The sequence below is a fragment of the Actinoallomurus purpureus genome (assembly GCF_024055795.1).
In the GTDB taxonomy this organism is placed as follows: domain Bacteria; phylum Actinomycetota; class Actinomycetes; order Streptosporangiales; family Streptosporangiaceae; genus Actinoallomurus; species Actinoallomurus purpureus.
In genome coordinates, this window is record NZ_JAMXMY010000001.1 from 168,907 (window position 1) to 186,299 (window position 17,393).

A 17,393-nucleotide genomic window follows, 5' to 3' on the forward strand; every position below is an offset into this window, starting at 1 on the left:
CTCGCCCATGCCCGCCACCCCACGACAAGTGTCCGAGTCCTACTGGCGCGCCGAAGAAAGCCGGGACATCGCGCGTATCCTGTCCCACTTCCATGAGGACGCCGTCTTCCATCCCGTATCCGGTCCGCTCAACGGCCACACCGAGATCCGCACCTTCTACGACGCGATGGGCGACACCTTCCCCGGCCTGGAAGTCACCATCACCCACGAGATCGGCTCCGGCGACGAGGCGTGCCTCGAATGGGAAGCGGTCCTCATCGACCACGACGGCGCGCGGATCCCGATCCGAGGCGTCAATGTCGTGCGCGTACGCGACGGCAGATTCGACTCGGTCCGCGCCTACTTCGACCCCACGCAGTTCCCGACGCCAGGAGGCCGCCGATGATCGACCCGCACACGACCGTACAGATCGGCGATACCGGGCTGCGCATTCCACGGATCGGCCTCGGAACCGCCGCACTCGGCAACTTCCTGCGCCCCATCAGCGACGAAGACGCCACGGCGGTCATCGCACAGGCGCTGGAACGCGGCATCCGTTACCTCGACACCGCCCCGCTGTACGGACACGGCCTCGCCGAACAGCGCGTCCGAGCGGCGATCGCCGACAATCCTCGAGACGAGCTCGTGATCTCCACCAAGGTCGGCAGGCTCCTGCGCGAAGGCGCTCCCCGTGATGAGAGCCAATACTTCGACGGGGAGCCCTTCTACAAGGACGTCCCGTCCGCCGCCCCCGTATGGGACTTCAGCGAGAACGGCATCCGCCAGTCCGTAGAAGAGAGCATGCGGCGGGTCGGGGTGGATCGGTTCGACATCCTCCACCTGCACGACCCCGACGAGCACTTCGAGCAGGCGAGCACCACCGCGTACAAGGCGCTGAGCGAGCTCCGGGCCGACGGCAGGGTTCAGGCGATCGGCGCGGGCATGAACCGCACCCCGGTCCTGACGGAACTCGTCCGCGAGTGCGACCTCGACGTCATCCTCCTCGCCGGCCGATACACGTTGCTCGACCAGAGCGGGATGGACGAGCTTCTTCCCATGTGCGCCCGGCGCACCACCTCGGTCGTCGTCGGGGGAGTCTTCAACAGCGGCATACTCATCGACCCGGAGCCGGGCACGACCTTCGACTACGTCCCCGCATCCCCGGAGGTCATCGACCGCGCGCGCCGCATCCGCGGCATCTGCGACCGTCACGACGTCCCGATGGCCGCCGCCGCCGTGCAGTTCCCGCTTGCCCACCCGCAGGTGTGCAGCGTGCTCCTCGGGCCCAGATCACTCGACGAACTCGACATGGATCTCGGGCTGCTGTCCGTCGACATCCCCTCGGCCCTCTGGGCCGACCTTCGCGCGGCGGACCTGATCCGACCCGACGCACCCTGCCCAGAGTAGAGAGGCTCACCCGATGGACGATCGCACCGAGCGTATCGACGCCCACCACCACTTCTGGGATCCGCGCCGCTACACCTACCCGTGGATGGCCGGCCCGGAGCTGGACCCCGTACGGAGAGCGTTCGGGCCGAGTGACATGCAGCCCCTGGTCGATGCCGCCGACATCACCGGCACCATTCTCGTCCAGACCGTGTCGGACGAGAACGAGACCCGGGAGTTCCTCCAGATCGCGGCCTCGACGCCGTTCGTCCGCGGAGTCGTCGGCTGGGTCGACCTCACCTCGCCGGCCGTGGGAGACGCCCTGGACGCCCTCCTCACCGGCGATGACGGCCGGTTCCTCGTCGGGATCCGCCATCAAGTACATGACGAGCCCGATCCGAACTGGTTGTGCCGTGACGACGTGCGCCGGGGCCTGCGAGCCGTGGCCGATCGTGGTCTCGGCTACGACCTTCTGGTACGTGCGCGGGAACTACCGGCGGCGGTCGAGACGGTCAGGGCGTTGCCGGAGCTGAACGTCGTCGTCGACCACATCGCCAAACCGACGATCGCCGCGGGCACTGACGAGCTGTGGGCCGAGTCGATGCCAGTTCTCGCGCAATGCCCCAACGTGATGGTGAAGCTCTCCGGCATGATCACTGAGGCGGATTGGAGCGCCTGGACCCCTGACGATCTCCGGCCGTTCGTCACTCGTATTCACCAGTGGTTCGGCGCGGACCGCCTCATGTTCGGATCCGACTGGCCCGTCTGCCTGCTCGCCGGTACGTACCAGTCCGTCATCGAGGGGCTGACCGCCGCCATCGGCACGTTGAGCGCGGCCGAGACCGCGGCGCTCTTCGGCGGCACGGCTCACGCCTTCTACCGTCTGGGGGACCGCCCCAAGGGCTGAAGGTCCGCTCACCGGTCCGGAATGTCAGCGACCTCGTGGTCGGGGATGCTGCGAGGCTGTGGCGCTTCGGCGCCTCTGCGTCCGGGCCGGTCACCTGCAAGGACGTCTGCGCGGAGGTCGGGTTGGGCAGCGAGGCGAAACATGTGGAGGGGTGTGGGTAAAGCTCAAGCGGCTGGTGCGCGCGACCGGCTGATCGAGCCATCGCCTGGGCATCACCCGCCGCCGCACCTATGGCGATCGAATCAGGGCCGTGACGTAGCGTCCTCGGCGGCCGTCGAGCTTGAGAGCATCCTCAGGGCACCGGTAGTCGCCCGCGCCGAATCCGCTTCCGGCCGAACCATAAACAGTCCTGTCCGTCATCCAACGGAGAGTTCCTGCGTAACTGTCAGGGACGGAGAGAAAGCACAAGGACATCCAGCGCCGCGACGTCGGGAGCCGGTTGTAGGCGCTGCACTGCCCGCCAACCCCAACGATCGTAGATTGATCGGGCATGTCCGCTCTGGTCGGCAAGCAGCATGGCATATGGCTCTGAGCGCCCTTCGAATACACAACGCATAAGTTGTGTCGCCAAACCCCGCCCCCGAAAGGCGGGAGCCACTACTAGCTCAATCACCGCCAATTTCTCGGCAGCCAGGATGTCAGCCGGGGGCAACGTATGCGATTCGCCGCGCCACCAACGCCCGGGGGAGAAGGGCAACCCAAAGCTAAACCCTGCAATCTCATCGTTGGCATATGCCGCAACAAGTTTGAACCCTGGCGACCCGGCTTGCCGGTGAGTCCGCTCGATAAAGGAGTCTCGGGCATAGATCGAATGACCGATTTCCGGATCGTCGGCATAGGCAACGAGATAGACGTCTGCCAGTTCACCGAGGAGAGGGACGGTTTGTTCACCGTTCATTTGGCGCACTGAGACGTTAGTCATGGTCGTCACCTAGCCTTAAGCCAACAGGTCATCAAAAATAGCGTCACATTCGGCGACCTCTTGATTGCTCGTTATAAACGGTCGCCAGCCGCTCCGGACTTTATTCAAGTTGTCGAACGTACGCGCCGACGTTACCTCGGTAAAGGTTGGGAGTGATTCTCGCAGCGTCAAAGCTGCCCCTTCGGGCTCGCCGGCACCAATGAGGGCATCTGCCAGCATGACCGCGTAGTACGCCTTATTGCGGAGATAGGTTCTCTGCTGGGCGACGACTGCGCCAAGGATATCTACAGCCTCCGTGTAACGCCCGAATTGCATCAGCCCCAAAGCCTCTAGACCCATCAACTCCCGTTCATCGAAGAAATTAAACCACGCCGGTTGATCCTCCTTGCGAGACTTCTCAAGTAGACGCCAGGCGTTCGCTCGTGCATCTTTGAATTCCGCGTGATTGCCGAGCGATGCCGCAGCGAGCGCCTTCCGCAGATGGCCGCAAATCTAACCAACCGTCGCGCCACCGTAACGACGGCTATCGGATACGCGGACGATACAGGTGTTCAGGTCTTCACCGGCATCCTGAATGGAACACTGACCTCCGAGCTACGCGGCAATGGCGGGTTCGGCTACGACCCCATATTCATCCCTGACGGCCACAATCGAACCTTCGCCGAGATGTCGAGCGAGGAGAAGAACGCGGTATCGCATCGGCGACTAGCTGTTGATGCGCTACGAAAGGCCCTGAACTTCTTTAACTGATCGGTCTATCCTCGCGTCGCGGTAGCTCGGACGGCGGGTGACAGGCCCCACCTGGTCACTGCCTCCGCCGTGTGGCCGCTGTGCGGGGCATGCTCCCGACGCAGTGTCAGCCCGAGAATCCCCAGGTTATCCCTGAAGGAACAGGGCCGGTCAAGTGGCCAAGAGCGGGCGTTTTTGTTCGTTGTGACGGTTTCTCGAGCGACCTCCTCGGACCGCGACGCCACGGCGCCCTCCTCACGTCGAGGCGTGTACCTCGATCAGCATGGCCTGTTCGGGGTTGAGCGTGGGCAGGGGAACGCCGGTCCGGGCGAGGACCGCGCCGGGAAGGGCGACCCACTCGCCGATCGCCTGGGCGACCCACGCGGGCGGCGCCGCCTGGTGTGCGTCGGGGTGCCCGACGTCGGTCCGGATCCGTACGCGGTAGTCGGCGGCCTCGTCCAGCCCTGGCAGCCGCACCCGGCCCGACTGCCCCTCGGGGGACGTGGCCAGGCGGGCCCAGCAGTACAGCGCGCTCGTCCGGTCGCGCGCGACCACGCCGTGCAGGATCGTCGCGTCGTCACCGGTGTCCGCGCGGACCACCCGGCCATGGTGCAGCAGCGGACGGAACTCCCGGTACAGCGCCGCCCACGACGCCAGCCGCTCCAGCTCCTCCGGGGAGCACCGCGTGAGGTCCGCCTCGATGCCGGCGTGCCCGAACAGCGCGGTGATCAGGCGGAACGAGTCCGAGGTCACCCGCCGTGTGGTGTGCGCCTCCGCAGCGCCGACATGCGCGCCGACGAGCTCGGGAGGCAGCAACTGACCGGTCCAGCGCTGGATCGCCTGGCGTTCGACCGGGTCATTGCAGTCGGAGGCCCAGACGCGGTCGGTACGCGCGAGGATCCCCAGGTCGACGCGCCCGCCACCGCCCGCACACGACTCGACCTCCAGTGCCGGATGCCTCTCCTTCAGGGCGTCGAGCAGGCGGTACAGCGCCACGGTCTGCGCGTGCACCGCAGGCCGGTCGGCGCCGGTGGCGTCACGGAACACCGCCTCGTGCAGGTCGCGGTTGTGGTCCCACTTCAGGTAGTCGATCGCGTACCGGCCGACGAGCGCGTCGACGCGTTCCAGGATGTAGGACCACGCCCGCTCGTCGGCGAGGTTCAGCACGTACTGGTGCCGGGCCGACGGGCCGAGACCGGCGGACGGGCCGAGGACCCAGTCGGGGTGCTCGCGGGCCAGCCGGGACTCGAGGTTGATCATCTCGGGTTCGAACCAGAGGCCGAACTGCATGCCGAGCCCGTGGACGTGGTCGACCAGCGGCGCCAGCCCGTGCGGCCAGACCTTCTCGTCCACGAACCAGTCCCCGAGACCGGCGGTGTCGTCGCGCCGGCCGCGGAACCAGCCGTCGTCGAGCACGAGCCGCTCGACCCCGATCTCGGCGGCACGGTCCGCCAGTGCGGTCAGCCGATTCAGGTCGTGGTCGAAGTAGACCGCCTCCCAGGTGTTCAACGTCAGGGGCCGGGGGTCGGTCGGATGGGCCGGCCGGGCCCGGAGCATGTCGTGGAAGCGGTCGGCGAGCCCGTCCAGGCCGGCGTCGGACCAGGCGAAGTAGCAGACGGGCGTCCGGTAGGTCTCCCCGGGGCCCAGCGCGATCTCGCCCGGTTTGAGCAGCTCACCGCCGCCGAGAACGGCCGCGTGCACGCCCGCGCCCTCCGGCAGCTGCTCGACCAGATACCGCTGGTTCCCGCTCCACCCCACGTGCACGCCCCAGACCTCGCCGTACCGGAAGCCGAAGCCGGGCACGCCGGCGACCATCAGGTACGGGGAGTCGTGGCCCGGCTTCCCCCGCCGGACCTCCCGGACGTGGCCGCCGAAGGAGAGCGGCCGGCGCTGCGGCGCCCGCTCCCGGCACCACTTGCCGGTGAAGTCGAGGATCTCGCCGGCCCGCCGGGGCAATGGCAGGAGAGTGGACACGCCTCCGAGCTGGTAGCGCCCCTCGCTCCGCGCCGTGGCACGGCGGGTCACGGCCGCGTCGACGGCCAGGACGCCTGAGGCACCGAGCCGGTAGCCGACCACGATGTCGACATCGGAGATGTCGTCGGCGAGCGTCATGACGAGCTCGGCGCTGCCGTCCGGAAGCGGCCGGTGCCGCGCCTCGGTGAGGCGCGGGCGCGGGGCGGTCGCCGTTCCGTCGAGATGTCCCTCGTGCGCCGGCGTGCCCGACCATCCCTCGGCCTCCGTCGGCCAGATGGACAGGTGTCTCGGCACGTCGGGAGAGTTGTTCAGGACCGCGGGCTCGGCCGTCAGCCGCAGCGCGGCACGCGCGTCGTCGGACAGCTCGCCGAGGTCCTCACCCCAGTGGAGCACCCTGGGAACCGGTTCGGCCAGCTCCACGACGACGCTGGTGCCGCCCGCGCGCAGCTGGACGATGTTCGGGACATGCATGGTCACGCCTCTCCCCGATGTGAAGCCGGATGTGGACTCATGCGGCGGACGGCCGCAGGGCGGCGCCCGGCGCGGTACGGCGCCTGTGGGGACGATGGCACCGTGCCGGGCGCCGTTGCGCTACTTCTTTGCCAGGAGCTGCTGGCTCTTCTGCGCCAACCCCGGGAAGACGTCGTCATTGCGCTGGTGGGAGAAGTACGCCTCGAGCTGCGGTTTGATCGCGGCCTCGATCGCGGCGCCGTTCGTGTGCACGACGTTCGGGTACAGCTCACCGCGCTTCATCATCTGGATGAACACCGACAGGTCCACGCCCTGGCCGGCGAGCGCCTGGGCCGAGGCGTCCATCGAGGCGGGGATCGACGGGAAGAACGTGCCGCTCTTGCCCGCCATCGTCTGGCAGGCATCCGAACCCATGTAGGAGACCCACTTCCACGTCAGGTCGGGGTTCTTGGTGCCGGCCCAGATGTTGTTGCCGTTGGAGTTGCTCAGCACCTTCCGGGTCTTGCCATCGGGGCCGAGCACGGTCGGCGCGATGCCCACCTTGACCTTGGGCAGTTTGGCGAAGCTCGCCACGTTCCACGAGCCGGACGTCTCCATCGCGACCTTGCCGGAGCCGAGCAGGTCGATGTCGCTGATGATGGCCTGGCCGTTCCCCGAGGTGAACTGGCCGAACTTCGGCTCGAAGCCGCGGTCCGCGAGGCTGCGGAAGTAGCCCATGCTCTTGACGAACCGGGGGTCGTCATAGTTGAACCGCGTGGGCCAGTTGTCCTTGTCACTCATCTTCCAGCCGAGTGTGGAGACGAAGGAGCTCCAGGTCGTCTGCCCGATGTAGTCGCCGGTGTTCAGCAGGCCCGTCCCGTACGTGGCGATGCGCGACTTGTCGAAGCCGGGCTGGTCGCCGCGCCTGCCCTTCGTGTCGACCGTCAGGTGCGCGGCCATCTTGTCGAACGCCCCGCCGTTGTCGGGGTTCCAGGTCAGCGATTCGACGTCTTTGGCGGTGTAGCCGGCCTTGGCCAGCATGTCCTTGTTGTAGTAGATGGCGGTCGCGGCCCAGTCCAGCGGGAGACCGTACTGTTTGCCGTCCGTGTACTTCCACGAGTTGACGCCGACCGAGAACCGGGACAGGTCGAAACGGTTCTTGGCGATGAAGTCGTCGAGCGGTTTCAGCTGTCCCTGGCTCGCGTACGTCGGGAAGTACTGCACGCTGTTCTGGAAGGCGTCGGGGGCGTTCCCGGAGACGAATCCAGAGGTCAGTTTCGTGAAGTAGTCCTGGACGTCATATTGGGAGATCTTCACCGTGACGCCGGGATTCGCCTTTTCGAACGTCGTGGCGCACGTCTGATACGCCTGGGCCTGCTTGTCGTCCCATGTCCACCAGTTGATGGTCTTCGCCCCGGAGGCGCCGCCACCACCGCTGCCGCAGCCGGCCGTCGCCAGCGCCACCGCCGCGGCGATCGCGAACAGATTCCGTATCCTCATTGTTCCTCGCTTCCCGCACGACCTGCGTGCGCGGTCATCTCCCCCGACGTATCTGGGTCCCCGAGATCGGCGATCACCGATATGCCGCCCTGTCGGCCTCCTCCAGCGCTGGTCCGAGCCGGACCTCCTCGTGTCCCGCCAGCGTGAGCTCGGCCGCCGCCCGGCCGTGGCGAATCCGTACGGTGCGCGCGCCGCCGGGCACCGTGTTGCGGACGGCGCAGGAGACCAGCGCGCCGCGACGCCAGGTGAGGTCGACCGCCCATCCGCCGCGGCAGCGCAGGCCCCGCGCCGATCCGTCGGGCCACTCGCCGGGGACGGCCGGAAGCAGCTGGATGGCGCCGCCGTGGCTCTGCACGACCATTTCCGCGAGCGCCGCCATGAGGCCGTAGTTGCCGTCGATCTGGAACGGCGGATGGGTGCTGAAGAGATTCGGCAGCAGGCCGCCCCACTCCGAGCCTTCGGGCGGCGCGAGTACCGCCGGGTCACCGGGGAACGGGCGGGTCGCCTCCAGGAACAGGCTCCGGGCCGTCGCGGCGTCGCCGAGCCGGGCGCGCAGCGCGATCTTCCATGACCAGGACCAGCCCATCGCGCCGGGCCCGCGCACGTCCAGCACGCGTGCCGCCGCCGCGAGGTCGGGCGTCGTCTCCAAGTCGATCTGCCCGAGCGGATGGACACCGACCAGGTGCGATACGTGCCGGTGGGCCGGATCCTCGTCGGGGTGGTCCGCACCCCATTCCCGCAGCCGTCCGTCCGGCGTGAGCCGCGGCGGGCGCAGCCGTGGCAGCGCGGCCCTGATCTCCGCGCAGACCGGGTCGTCGTCCAGGCCCGCGATCCGGGCGGCCTCCAGGCACCGCGTGAACAGCGCGCGGATGAGCGCCATGTCCATCGTCGTCGAGACCGACAGCGCCTCCGGAGTGCCGTGGCGGGAGATGAAGTGGTTCTCCGGTGACGTGGAGGGCACGGTGTCCAGGCCGCCGTCCTCGGCCTCGACCAGCCAGTCGAGGCAGAACTCCGCGCAGGCGCGCAGTGTCGGCCAGGCCCGTTCGCGGAGGAAGGCGGTGTCGCGGGTGAAGTCGAAGCGGTCCCACAGGTGCTGGGCCAGCCAGACGCCGCCCATCATCCAGATCGCCCAGGACGGGTCGCTGTGTCCCATGCCCACGGGCAGCGCCCAGCCCCACATGTCGGTGTTGTGGTGCGCCACCCAGCCGCGGCAGTCGTACAGCTCGCGGGCGACGCGGCTCCCGTTCGCGCGGAGCCGCTCGATGAGGGCGAAGAGCGGCTCGTGGCACTCGCTGAGACCGGCGGTCTCGGCGCCCCAGTAGTTCATCTCCGTGTTGATGTTGATCGTGTAGTTCGACGACCAGGGCGGGCGCAGCTCGGCGTTCCACATGCCCTGAAGGTTGGCCGGCGGCCCGCCGCCCGGCCGGGACGCCGACGCGAGCAGGTACCGGCCCAGCTGGAAGATCACCGTCGCGACGAGCCCCTCGTCGTGACCGGAGAGCACGTCGGACCGTACGTCGAACGTTCCGGCGCGGCGGGCGCCGACCGTGAGGCTCGTCGTGCCCAGCAGCTCGCGCAGGTCCGCACTGTGGGCGCGGAGCAACGCGTCGGCGCCCGTCGCGCGGGCCGACCTCGCGGTGCGCGCGGCACGCTCGTGGTGCCGCTCCCGCGTGACCGCCGGATTCCCCGTCCAGACGTCGGCCGGGCTCGTCGAACTGGCCAGGGTGATGAGGGCACGCGACATCCCACGTACCGACCAGACGTCTCTCTCGACGGCCACCGTGCCGTCCGTGTCGATCCGGACGGCGACCGCGCCGAACGGGTCGTACCCGTCGGGCGGCGTGTCGGCGTAGCGCAATGGCTCGGCGACGCTCGGCTCGTGGAGCGGCGCGCCGTCGACGGGGATCTCGACGCCCAGGTCGAACCCGGAGGCGTCCGCCGTCCGGCGCACCACCCGGAGCAGAGACGACAGCTCCAGACTCATGTCGACCACGCCGCCCTCGACGGCGACGGCCACGCAGATCGCCTGGGCCGGCCGGCTCGCCCAGGTGGACCGCCGGACCGTACGGGCGCCGAAGCGCATGGTCTCGCCGACGACGCCGTCGTCCAGGTTCAGCGTCCGGCCCAGGTACTCGGCGTCACCGTCCGCGGCCAGCGACATGCACAGGTCGACGTACGGCAGGTACTCCTGGGTGTAGCGGCCCTCGAATGACATCAGCAGGGCCTCGGCCCGCCGGTAGTCCTCCGCGCGGACGGCCTGGCGGACCTCGTCCAGCCGTTTTGGACCGGCGCCGGCGGCGAGGACCTCGGCGAGCCCCGCGTCGGGGCCGTCCGGTGTCCCCGACCAGACCGTCGAGTCGTTGACCTGGAACCTGGCACGATGGAGGCCGCCGAACACCATGGCGCCGAGCCGTCCGTTGCCGACCGGTGCCGCCTCGAAGAAGCCGGCGGCCGGCCGCGGCCACGACAGGAGCAGGTCGCCGGAGTGACGGTCATCCCGTGGTTCGTTGCTCATTTGATTCCCGTGAAGCTGATGGAGTTGACAAGGCGCCGGCCGAAGACGATGAACAGCAGGAGCATCGGCAGCGCGGCGATCAGGGTGGCCGCCATCAGTCCCGCCCAGTCCGGTGCGGTCTGCGGCGAGGACTGCCTGAAGACGGCGAGCGCGAGGGTCAGCGGCCGCACGCTGTCGTCGTTGGTGACGAGCAGCGGCCAGAGGTAGTCGTTCCAGGTGGTGATGAAGGTCAGGAGCGACAGGGTCGCGATCGGCGCGGCGGTCATCGGCAGGATGATCCTGAAGAAGACGCGGACCGGACCGGCGCCGTCGATGAGCGCCGCCTCCTCGACCTCGGTGCTGAGGCCCAGCATGAACTGCCGCAGGAAGAAGATGTTGAACGCGGAGAAGAACGCGCCCGGCAGGATCATCCCGGCGAACGTGTTGGTCAGCCCGAGATTCTTGACGAGCACGAAGTTCGGCAGCAGCAGGAAGATGCCCGGGACCATCAGCGCGGACAGCAGCACTGCGAAGACGACGTTGCGTCCCTTCCAGCGCAGCCGCGCGAACGCGTACGCCGCGAGCGCCGAGCAGAAGACGACGCAGACGGTCAGCAGCGAGGCGTAGATCACCGAGTTGCGCAGGTAGAGCGCCGTGTCGAGGGAGGCGCCGGAACCGCCTTGCGTGACCGCCTCGGCAGGGCTTGCGATCCCGAGCGCCCGTTTGAACGCGCCGAGCGTGAACCCCACCGGCAGCGGCGACGACGGGTCGGTCGGCAGCGCGTGGTTGTTCGACAGCGCCGTCCGCAGGATCCAGTAGAACGGAAATATCGTGAGGACGATGATGGCGGCGATGTAGACCCACGCCGCCAGGCGGCCGACGGACCACCGTGTGCGCCGCACCGTACGGGCTGTTGTCACGGGCATACCGGCCTCCTCAGCTCAGATCCGACTCATTGGCGCGGGCGATGCGCAGCTGCAGGAATGTGATCGCCATGAGCATCACGAACAGGGCCAGCGACATCGTCGCCGCGTACCCGAAGTCGAGCTCCCCGAAGGCCTTCCGGTAGATGTACATCTGCAGCACGTTGGAGGCGTTGGCCGGGCCGCCCTGGGTCGTCACCTGGACGAGGTCGAAGACCTGGAAAGAACTGATCATCTGCAGGACCACGACCATGACGAGGATCGGGCGCAGCAGCGGTACCGTGAGGCGCCGGAACATCTGCGTCTCGCTGGCGCCGTCCAGCCGGCCGGCCTCGTAAACCTGTTCGGGAATGGTCTGCAGACCGGCGAAGATGAGCACCGCGTTGTACCCCATCGACTTCCAGATGCTGATCATCGCGATCGAGGGGATGGCCCAGCCGCCCGCGCCGAGGAACAGGATCCGGTGGCCGGTCAGCTGGTAGATGACGATGTTGACGATGCCGAGCTGCGGGTCGAGCATCCACGCCCACACGAGCGCCGCCACGACACCGGAGATGAGGAACGGCAGCAGGATCAGGCCCCTGATCACCGTCGATCTGGTGAGGCGGTGGAGGATCACCGCGGTGACCAGCGAGACGAGGATCCCGAAGACCACCGACAGCAGCACGAAATAGGCGGTCACGCCGAGCGAGTGCCAGAAGGTTCCGTCGGAGACCAGCTCCCGGAAGTTGGCCAGGCCCACCCACTTCGGCGGCGTGAGGACGTGGAAGTCGGTGAAGCTGAGGTAGACCCCGCGCAGCGTCGGATAGGCGACGAAGACCAGGAAGCCGACCAGGGCAGGGAGGATGAACAGCCAGGCCACCGGGGCGTCCCGGCGGCGAGCGGCGGCCGGTCCCGCCCGTCGGCCGGCCCCGCGCCCGCCTGGTCGGCGTCGCGGGGCGCCGAGGCCACCGGCGGTGCCGGTACCCGTGGCGAGCAGCTTCGCCGGCGCGTGCGCGTCCTGCTCTGGAATCGCCGCCATCGCGCTCTCCTTTCGCGTGAACGTGTCGATGAATGAGGGGGCCGAACGGCCCGGCGCAGCCGGAGAAGGGGCGCACCCGACCTTTGGGCATGCGCGAGCTGAGGCTCAGGACGGAAATTCGTAAAACGGCGGATTTGCTCGAAGACGGCGACGACGTGGGCCTGGGTCGCTCACGCCACGGCCATCGGGGATGCCCCCGGTCGGGGTGCTGGGTAGGAGCAGATTAGAAGTCGTTTGCTTCCAGTGTCAACATATTGTTTCCAGCAGATGGCGCTACTGGGGCGATCGCATTACAAGATGAACCCACCCGTTAGCTTCCGCTGGAAGGCTATGATCGACGGGTGGAGCTTCCGAACCAGGCCCCGGCCGCCACGCTGGTCTTCCGGACCCTGCTCGCCCACGGTCCCCTTACGCGGGCCGAGATCGGTCGCCGTACGGGCCTGTCCTCCGGTGCTGTCACCAAGGCCGCGACGCCGTCGCCGCCGGTGGACGATCTGATCCGCTATGGAATCGTGTTGTTCGAGGCATTGGTGGACATGGCATCGGGTACGCCGAGCAAGTCCGAGGCGCTCGGATTCGGCACCGAGGAGATCGTGCCGTGGCGGATGGGAGCCGTAGTTTGACATCAGTGTTCTGGAATGGCCGGGCGACGCTGGGTGAGGGCCCGCTGTGGGACTCGCGGATCGACACCCTGTACTGGGTGGACATCGTCGCCGGAATCGTTTTCGCCCAGGCCTCCGGCGCCGACCGGCCGACGCGGATCGAGGTCGAGGCACAGGTCGGCTGCCTCGGTCTCACCGACGATCCACAGGTTCTCGTCGCCGGTATGCGCACCGGCTGGCACCTGCTCGACGTCCGCACGGGCGACCGGACCTTCCTTGCCGACCCTGAGGCGGATCGCCCGGCCTGCCGTTTCAACGACGGATCGGTCGACCCGGCGGGACGGTTCTGGACCGGTTCGCTGGAGGACGGTGAGACCCGCGCTGTGGGCCGGCTCTACCGGCTGGACGGCAGCGGCGCGTACACCGTGGTCGACCAGGGCTTCTACTGCTCCAACGGCATCGACTGGTCGCCGGACGGGCGCTGGATGTACTTCGTGGACTCCCGCGCCGACGTGATCTACCGGTACGCCTTCGACGTCGAGTCCGGGGCGGCCGCGGGCCGTCAGGCCTTCGCCGATACGTCGTCGATCTCGGGCATTCCCGATGGGCTGCGGGTGGATGCGAAGGGTGACGTGTGGTGCGCCTTCTGGGACGGCGCCCACGTGACCCGCTTCACCCCTGACGGCACCGTGGCCGAGCAGGTGCCAGTGCCGGTCCTGCGCCCGACGAGCGTCGTCTTCGGCGGGCCCGACCTTCGCACGATGTACATCACCTCGGCGTCGATCGGGCTCAGCGAGGTCCAGTTGGCCGAGTGGCCGCTGTCGGGGTCGGTGCTGCAGCGCGTCGCCGACACCCCGGGACGGCCGTCGGCCCTTTTTCGCTCAGCACGAGAGGTCACAGCATGAGATTCAGCGGGAAGGTCGCCGTGGTCACCGGCGCCGACTCCGGCATCGGCCGGGCGACGGCGATCCGGCTGCTGGAGGAAGGGGCCGCGGTCGTCGCCGTCGACCTGAAGCACGTCCAGCCGTGGCCGGACCAGCCCGAGGGGCGTTTGCACCTGGTCGACCTGGATGTCGCCGACCCGGATGCGGGACAGCGGCTGGAGGCATACCTGCGGGAGGAGTTCCAACGGGTCGACGTGCTGGCCAACGTCGCCGGAATTCTGCACATCGCGCCGTTTCTCAAGGTCACCCGGGCTGACTGGGATCGCGTCGTCGCGGTGAACCTGACCGGCGCGTTCTTCCTGAGTCAGGCCGCCGCCCGCATCATGGTGGACAACGGTACGCCGGGCCGCATCGTCAACGTCTCGTCGGTCCACGCCGTGGTATCCGAGCCGAATGCGGCGCCCTACACGGCGACCAAGGGCGGGCTCGAGGCGATGACCCGCACGATGGCCTCAGAACTGGCCCCCTACGGCGTCACCGTGAACTGCGTACGCCCAGGTGCCACTCGGACCAAGATGAGCGAACCCATCTACACGCCGGAGATCGTCCGCTCGTTGCTGGCGAAGATCCCGCTGCGGGAGATCGCGCCGCCGGAGTGGGTGGCGTCGGCCATCTGCTACCTCGCGTCCGAGGAGGCACGCTACACCACCGGTGCCTGCCTCGACGTCGACGGCGGATACGCCATGGACGGCTCGCTGCCCGGCACGGCGTACTCATGAACCACCGTCGCCGTGGTGACCGGCGCCGCCTTCGGCATCGGCGTCATCAACCGCCTCGCACCGCGGACCACCAGCACGGAAGGGCCGGCCATCCGCACCATTGACTCTCCCGCCCCCCGCCGGGAAGTCACGGCGTCGATGAGGGAGTTAGACAAGCAACTTGGCAAAGTTGCTTGTCTATCTGTAACGTGAGGCCCATGGAGGGAAATTTCGGGTCAAAGCGGTCAGTGGCGACGGCGCAGCGTCTCGACTTCGCGATCAGGCGCCTGCGGGGACGCCTGCGTACCGAGTCGGGGATGTACTCCATCGGGCTGACCATCACCCAGCTCTCGGTGCTGCGCAGCGTGGTGGACAAGGGCCCGATCACCGCGGCCCGTCTCGCCACGCTGGAACACGTCAGCCCGCAGTCCATCGCGCAGAGCCTGGCGGTCCTCAAGGCTGCCAGGCTGGTCCGCGGCGAGCCGGACCCGCAGGACCGCCGCAAGACTCTGATCAGCGCCGATTCATCCGCTGCCGAGCTCATCACCTCGCTGCTGGCCGGCCGCGAGTCCTTCCTGGCGCGAGCCATCGACCACGTCGTCGCCCCCGAGGAGCGCAAGGACTTGGAGAAGGCCATCGAACTGCTGGAACGTCTCGCCGCGGTGGATCTGAGCGGCGGAGTATGAACACCGACCTCGCTCAGGCGGACTCGCCGGCGCGCGACAGCAAACGCAATCCCTTCGCCTGGACGTTCACCGCGCCGCTGTACGTGGGCTCCAGCCTCAACCCGATCAACAGCTCCATCATCGCGACCGCGCTGGTGCCCATCGCCACCGGCCTGCACGTCTCGGTGGGGAGCACCTCCGTGCTGGTCACCTCGCTGTACCTGACCAGCGCCATCGCGCAGCCCACGGCGGGCAAGCTGGCGGAGGTGCTGGGCCCGCGCCGGGTCTTCCTCGGCGGCATCCTCCTGGTGCTGCTCGGCGGCCTGGTCGGCGGCTTCGGGCAGAACCTGGCGATGCTGACCGTTGCCCGCGTGCTCGTCGGCGTCGGCACCTCGGCCGGGTTCCCGTCGGCGATGGTGCTGATCCGGCGCCGCGCGGTGGACGCCGGGCTGAAGTCGCCGCCGGGCGGCGTGCTCGGTGGCATCGCGGTCACCGGCATGGCCACAGTGGCCATCGGCCCGCCGATCGGTGGCCTGCTGGTTGGCACCGCGGGCTGGCGCTGGGCCTTCCTCATCAACATTCCGGTCACCGCGCTCGCGATGGCGATGGCCGTGCGTTGGGTGCCGAGGGACCCGGTGCGCGAGGGCGGACCGCGTGGCTTCCGCGAGGTCGCCGACCGGATCGACCTGCCCGGGATCCTCGGCTTCGCCGCGGCGATGACCTCGCTGATCATCTTCCTGATGAGCCTGCCGCACGCCGACTGGTACGCGCTCGCCGCCTTCGTGGTGGTCGCCGTGCCGACGGTGTGGTGGGAACTGCGTACGACCGGGCCGTTCTTCGACCTCCGCGGGCTCGCCGCCAACGGCGCCCTCGGCCGGACCTACCTGCGGCAGGCGTTCACCCTGCTCGGCATCTACACCGTGATGTACGGGATGACCCAGTGGATGGAGGCGGCACGCGGGATCTCCGCCCAGGATGCCGGACTGCTGCTGCTGCCGATGGGCGCGGTCTCCGCGCTGCTGTCACGCCCGCTCGCCAGCCGCAACCTGGTGCGCGGCCCGCTGATCGCCTCGGCGGCGACCATGCTGGCCGGGTCCATCGGCATCGTGCTGCTCACCTCGCACAGCCCGGTGGTCGCGATCGTACTGGTGTCACTGATCTTCGGCGTCACCTCCGCCGTCACCACGGTCGGCAATCAGACCGCCCTCTACCTCTCGGCGTCGCCGGAGCAGATCGGCACCGCCTCCGGATTGTTCCGGACCTTCGGGTACCTCGGAACCATCGTCTCGGCCGTCGCCACCAGCATCGTCTTCCGCGACGGGGTCAAAGACCACGGCCTGCACACCCTCGGCGTCGTGCTGGTCGCTGCGGGGGTCGTGGTCCTGCTGCTGACGGTCCTGGACCGCCGGCTGATGGGCCGCCCCGACAGGAACCAGCACACCGTCACCGAGAAGAACGCAACCAGGAACACCAGCAAAGGAGAACAGCGCGTGAGCACCACTGCGGCCCCGACGATCGATCCCAAGCGGACCGCCCTGCTGGCGATGGACTTCCAGAACGGGATCGTCGCCCACGTCCCCGACCCCGAGGCGCTGATCGAGCGGGTCAACGGCGCCATCACCAAGGTCCGCGCCGCCGGCTGCACCATCGGGTATGTCCGCGTCGCCTTCACCGAGGACGACTGGGCAGCCGTCCCGGAGACCAACAAGACCTTCGCGGCGGCCGCCGCGGCCAAGATGCTGCACCACGAGGACACCACCACCCAGATCAACGAGCGGATCACCCCCCAGGAGGGCGACATCGTGGTGCGCAAGGTCCGCTTCGGCGGGATCTCCACCACCGATCTCGACCAGCAACTACGCGACCGCGGCATCGACACCCTGGTGCTCTCCGGCATCAGCACCAGCGGCGTCGTCCTCTCCACCCTCATCGACGCCGCCGACCGCGACTATCGCGTCTACGTCCTGTCAGACGGCGTCGCCGACCCCGACACCGAAGCCCACGAGGTGCTGATGAACAACGTGTTTCCGTCCCGGGCCCACGTCATCGACACCACCCAGCTTCACGAACTGCTGCGGTCCGCCTGACGCAGCCTCTGCCTGACGCAGCGCCTGCGTGACGGTGCTGCTGCGCCAGGAGGACTGGATCGGGTCTTCTCACGCGGCCGTGGGCCCGCAGCGCGCGTCCGCTCGGCGGAGC

Annotated in this window: 15 protein-coding genes and 1 pseudogene; 9 read left to right on the plus strand and 7 right to left on the minus strand. The window is 68.4% G+C overall.

Going from position 1 to position 17,393, the window contains the following annotated elements; all coding sequences use genetic code 11:
- Nucleotides 1–7: 7 nt before the first annotated feature.
- The 3 genes from NE236_RS00720 to NE236_RS00730 are packed head-to-tail and all read left to right on the plus strand — an operon-like array spanning nt 8 to nt 2,272.
- Nucleotides 8–385 (plus strand): nuclear transport factor 2 family protein, encoded by a 378-nt coding sequence (locus NE236_RS00720; protein WP_252839786.1) that lies wholly within the window; start codon nt 8–10, stop codon nt 383–385.
- Entirely contained in the window at nt 382–1,386 is a 1,005-nt protein-coding gene (locus NE236_RS00725) for an aldo/keto reductase (RefSeq protein WP_252839787.1), read from the plus strand. The genes NE236_RS00720 and NE236_RS00725 overlap by 4 nt, the downstream gene beginning before the upstream one ends.
- 13 nt (nt 1,387–1,399) lie before the next feature.
- Complete coding sequence (locus NE236_RS00730; RefSeq protein WP_252839788.1) at nt 1,400–2,272, plus strand: amidohydrolase family protein; 873 nt, start codon at nt 1,400–1,402, stop codon at nt 2,270–2,272.
- A gap of 385 nt (nt 2,273–2,657) precedes the next feature.
- On the opposite strand, the gene NE236_RS00735 is transcribed toward NE236_RS00730, so the two are convergent.
- Both NE236_RS00735 and NE236_RS00740 read right to left on the minus strand, forming a co-directional pair.
- Entirely contained in the window at nt 2,658–3,194 is a 537-nt protein-coding gene (locus tag NE236_RS00735) for a GNAT family N-acetyltransferase (protein WP_252839789.1), read from the minus strand.
- 15 nt (nt 3,195–3,209) lie between these two features.
- Nucleotides 3,210–3,686, minus strand: a complete 477-nt coding sequence (locus tag NE236_RS00740; protein ID WP_504915072.1) for an NsdA family TPR-like regulatory protein — start codon at nt 3,684–3,686, stop codon at nt 3,210–3,212.
- On the opposite strand from NE236_RS00740, the pseudogene NE236_RS00745 reads away from it, so the two are divergent.
- Nucleotides 3,615–3,944 (plus strand): annotated as a pseudogene (locus tag NE236_RS00745) (non-canonical purine NTP pyrophosphatase); the annotation flags it as partial. The gene NE236_RS00740 and the pseudogene NE236_RS00745 sit on opposite strands and share 72 nt — an antisense overlap.
- A gap of 234 nt (nt 3,945–4,178) precedes the next feature.
- Here the strand turns inward: NE236_RS00745 and NE236_RS00750 are convergent.
- The 5 genes from NE236_RS00750 to NE236_RS00770 all read right to left on the minus strand — a co-directional run bounded on the left by NE236_RS00750 (nt 4,179) and on the right by NE236_RS00770 (nt 12,285).
- A complete protein-coding gene (locus tag NE236_RS00750; RefSeq protein ID WP_252840507.1) occupies nt 4,179–6,368 on the minus strand; it encodes an alpha-galactosidase in 2,190 nt (729 codons plus the stop codon).
- Between the two features lie 120 nt (nt 6,369–6,488).
- The gene (locus NE236_RS00755; protein WP_252839792.1) at nt 6,489–7,847 is read right to left on the minus strand and encodes an ABC transporter substrate-binding protein; all 1,359 of its coding nucleotides are present in this window, start codon (nt 7,845–7,847) and stop codon (nt 6,489–6,491) included.
- 73 nt (nt 7,848–7,920) lie between these two features.
- A complete protein-coding gene (locus tag NE236_RS00760) occupies nt 7,921–10,362 on the minus strand; it encodes a glycosyl hydrolase family 95 catalytic domain-containing protein (RefSeq protein WP_252839793.1) in 2,442 nt (813 codons plus the stop codon).
- Nucleotides 10,359–11,267, minus strand: a complete 909-nt coding sequence (locus NE236_RS00765; RefSeq protein ID WP_252839794.1) for a carbohydrate ABC transporter permease — start codon at nt 11,265–11,267, stop codon at nt 10,359–10,361. The genes NE236_RS00760 and NE236_RS00765 overlap by 4 nt, the downstream gene beginning before the upstream one ends.
- Nucleotides 11,268–11,277: 10 nt before the next feature.
- A complete protein-coding gene (locus tag NE236_RS00770) occupies nt 11,278–12,285 on the minus strand; it encodes a carbohydrate ABC transporter permease (RefSeq protein WP_252839795.1) in 1,008 nt (335 codons plus the stop codon).
- A 341-nt stretch (nt 12,286–12,626) separates the two neighbouring features.
- On the opposite strand from NE236_RS00770, the gene NE236_RS00775 reads away from it, so the two are divergent.
- The 5 genes from NE236_RS00775 (at nt 12,627) to NE236_RS00795 (ending at nt 17,281) form a co-directional block, all read left to right on the plus strand.
- Nucleotides 12,627–12,908, plus strand: a complete 282-nt coding sequence (locus NE236_RS00775; RefSeq protein ID WP_252839796.1) for a MarR family transcriptional regulator — start codon at nt 12,627–12,629, stop codon at nt 12,906–12,908.
- A gap of 5 nt (nt 12,909–12,913) precedes the next feature.
- The gene (locus tag NE236_RS00780; RefSeq protein WP_252839797.1) at nt 12,914–13,792 is read left to right on the plus strand and encodes an SMP-30/gluconolactonase/LRE family protein; all 879 of its coding nucleotides are present in this window, start codon (nt 12,914–12,916) and stop codon (nt 13,790–13,792) included.
- The gene (locus tag NE236_RS00785; RefSeq protein ID WP_252839798.1) at nt 13,789–14,550 is read left to right on the plus strand and encodes an SDR family NAD(P)-dependent oxidoreductase; all 762 of its coding nucleotides are present in this window, start codon (nt 13,789–13,791) and stop codon (nt 14,548–14,550) included. The genes NE236_RS00780 and NE236_RS00785 overlap by 4 nt, the downstream gene beginning before the upstream one ends.
- 197 nt (nt 14,551–14,747) lie before the next feature.
- A complete protein-coding gene (locus tag NE236_RS00790; protein WP_252839799.1) occupies nt 14,748–15,215 on the plus strand; it encodes a MarR family winged helix-turn-helix transcriptional regulator in 468 nt (155 codons plus the stop codon).
- The gene (locus NE236_RS00795; protein WP_252839800.1) at nt 15,212–17,281 is read left to right on the plus strand and encodes an MFS transporter; all 2,070 of its coding nucleotides are present in this window, start codon (nt 15,212–15,214) and stop codon (nt 17,279–17,281) included. The genes NE236_RS00790 and NE236_RS00795 overlap by 4 nt, the downstream gene beginning before the upstream one ends.
- Nucleotides 17,282–17,393: the final 112 nt, after the last annotated feature.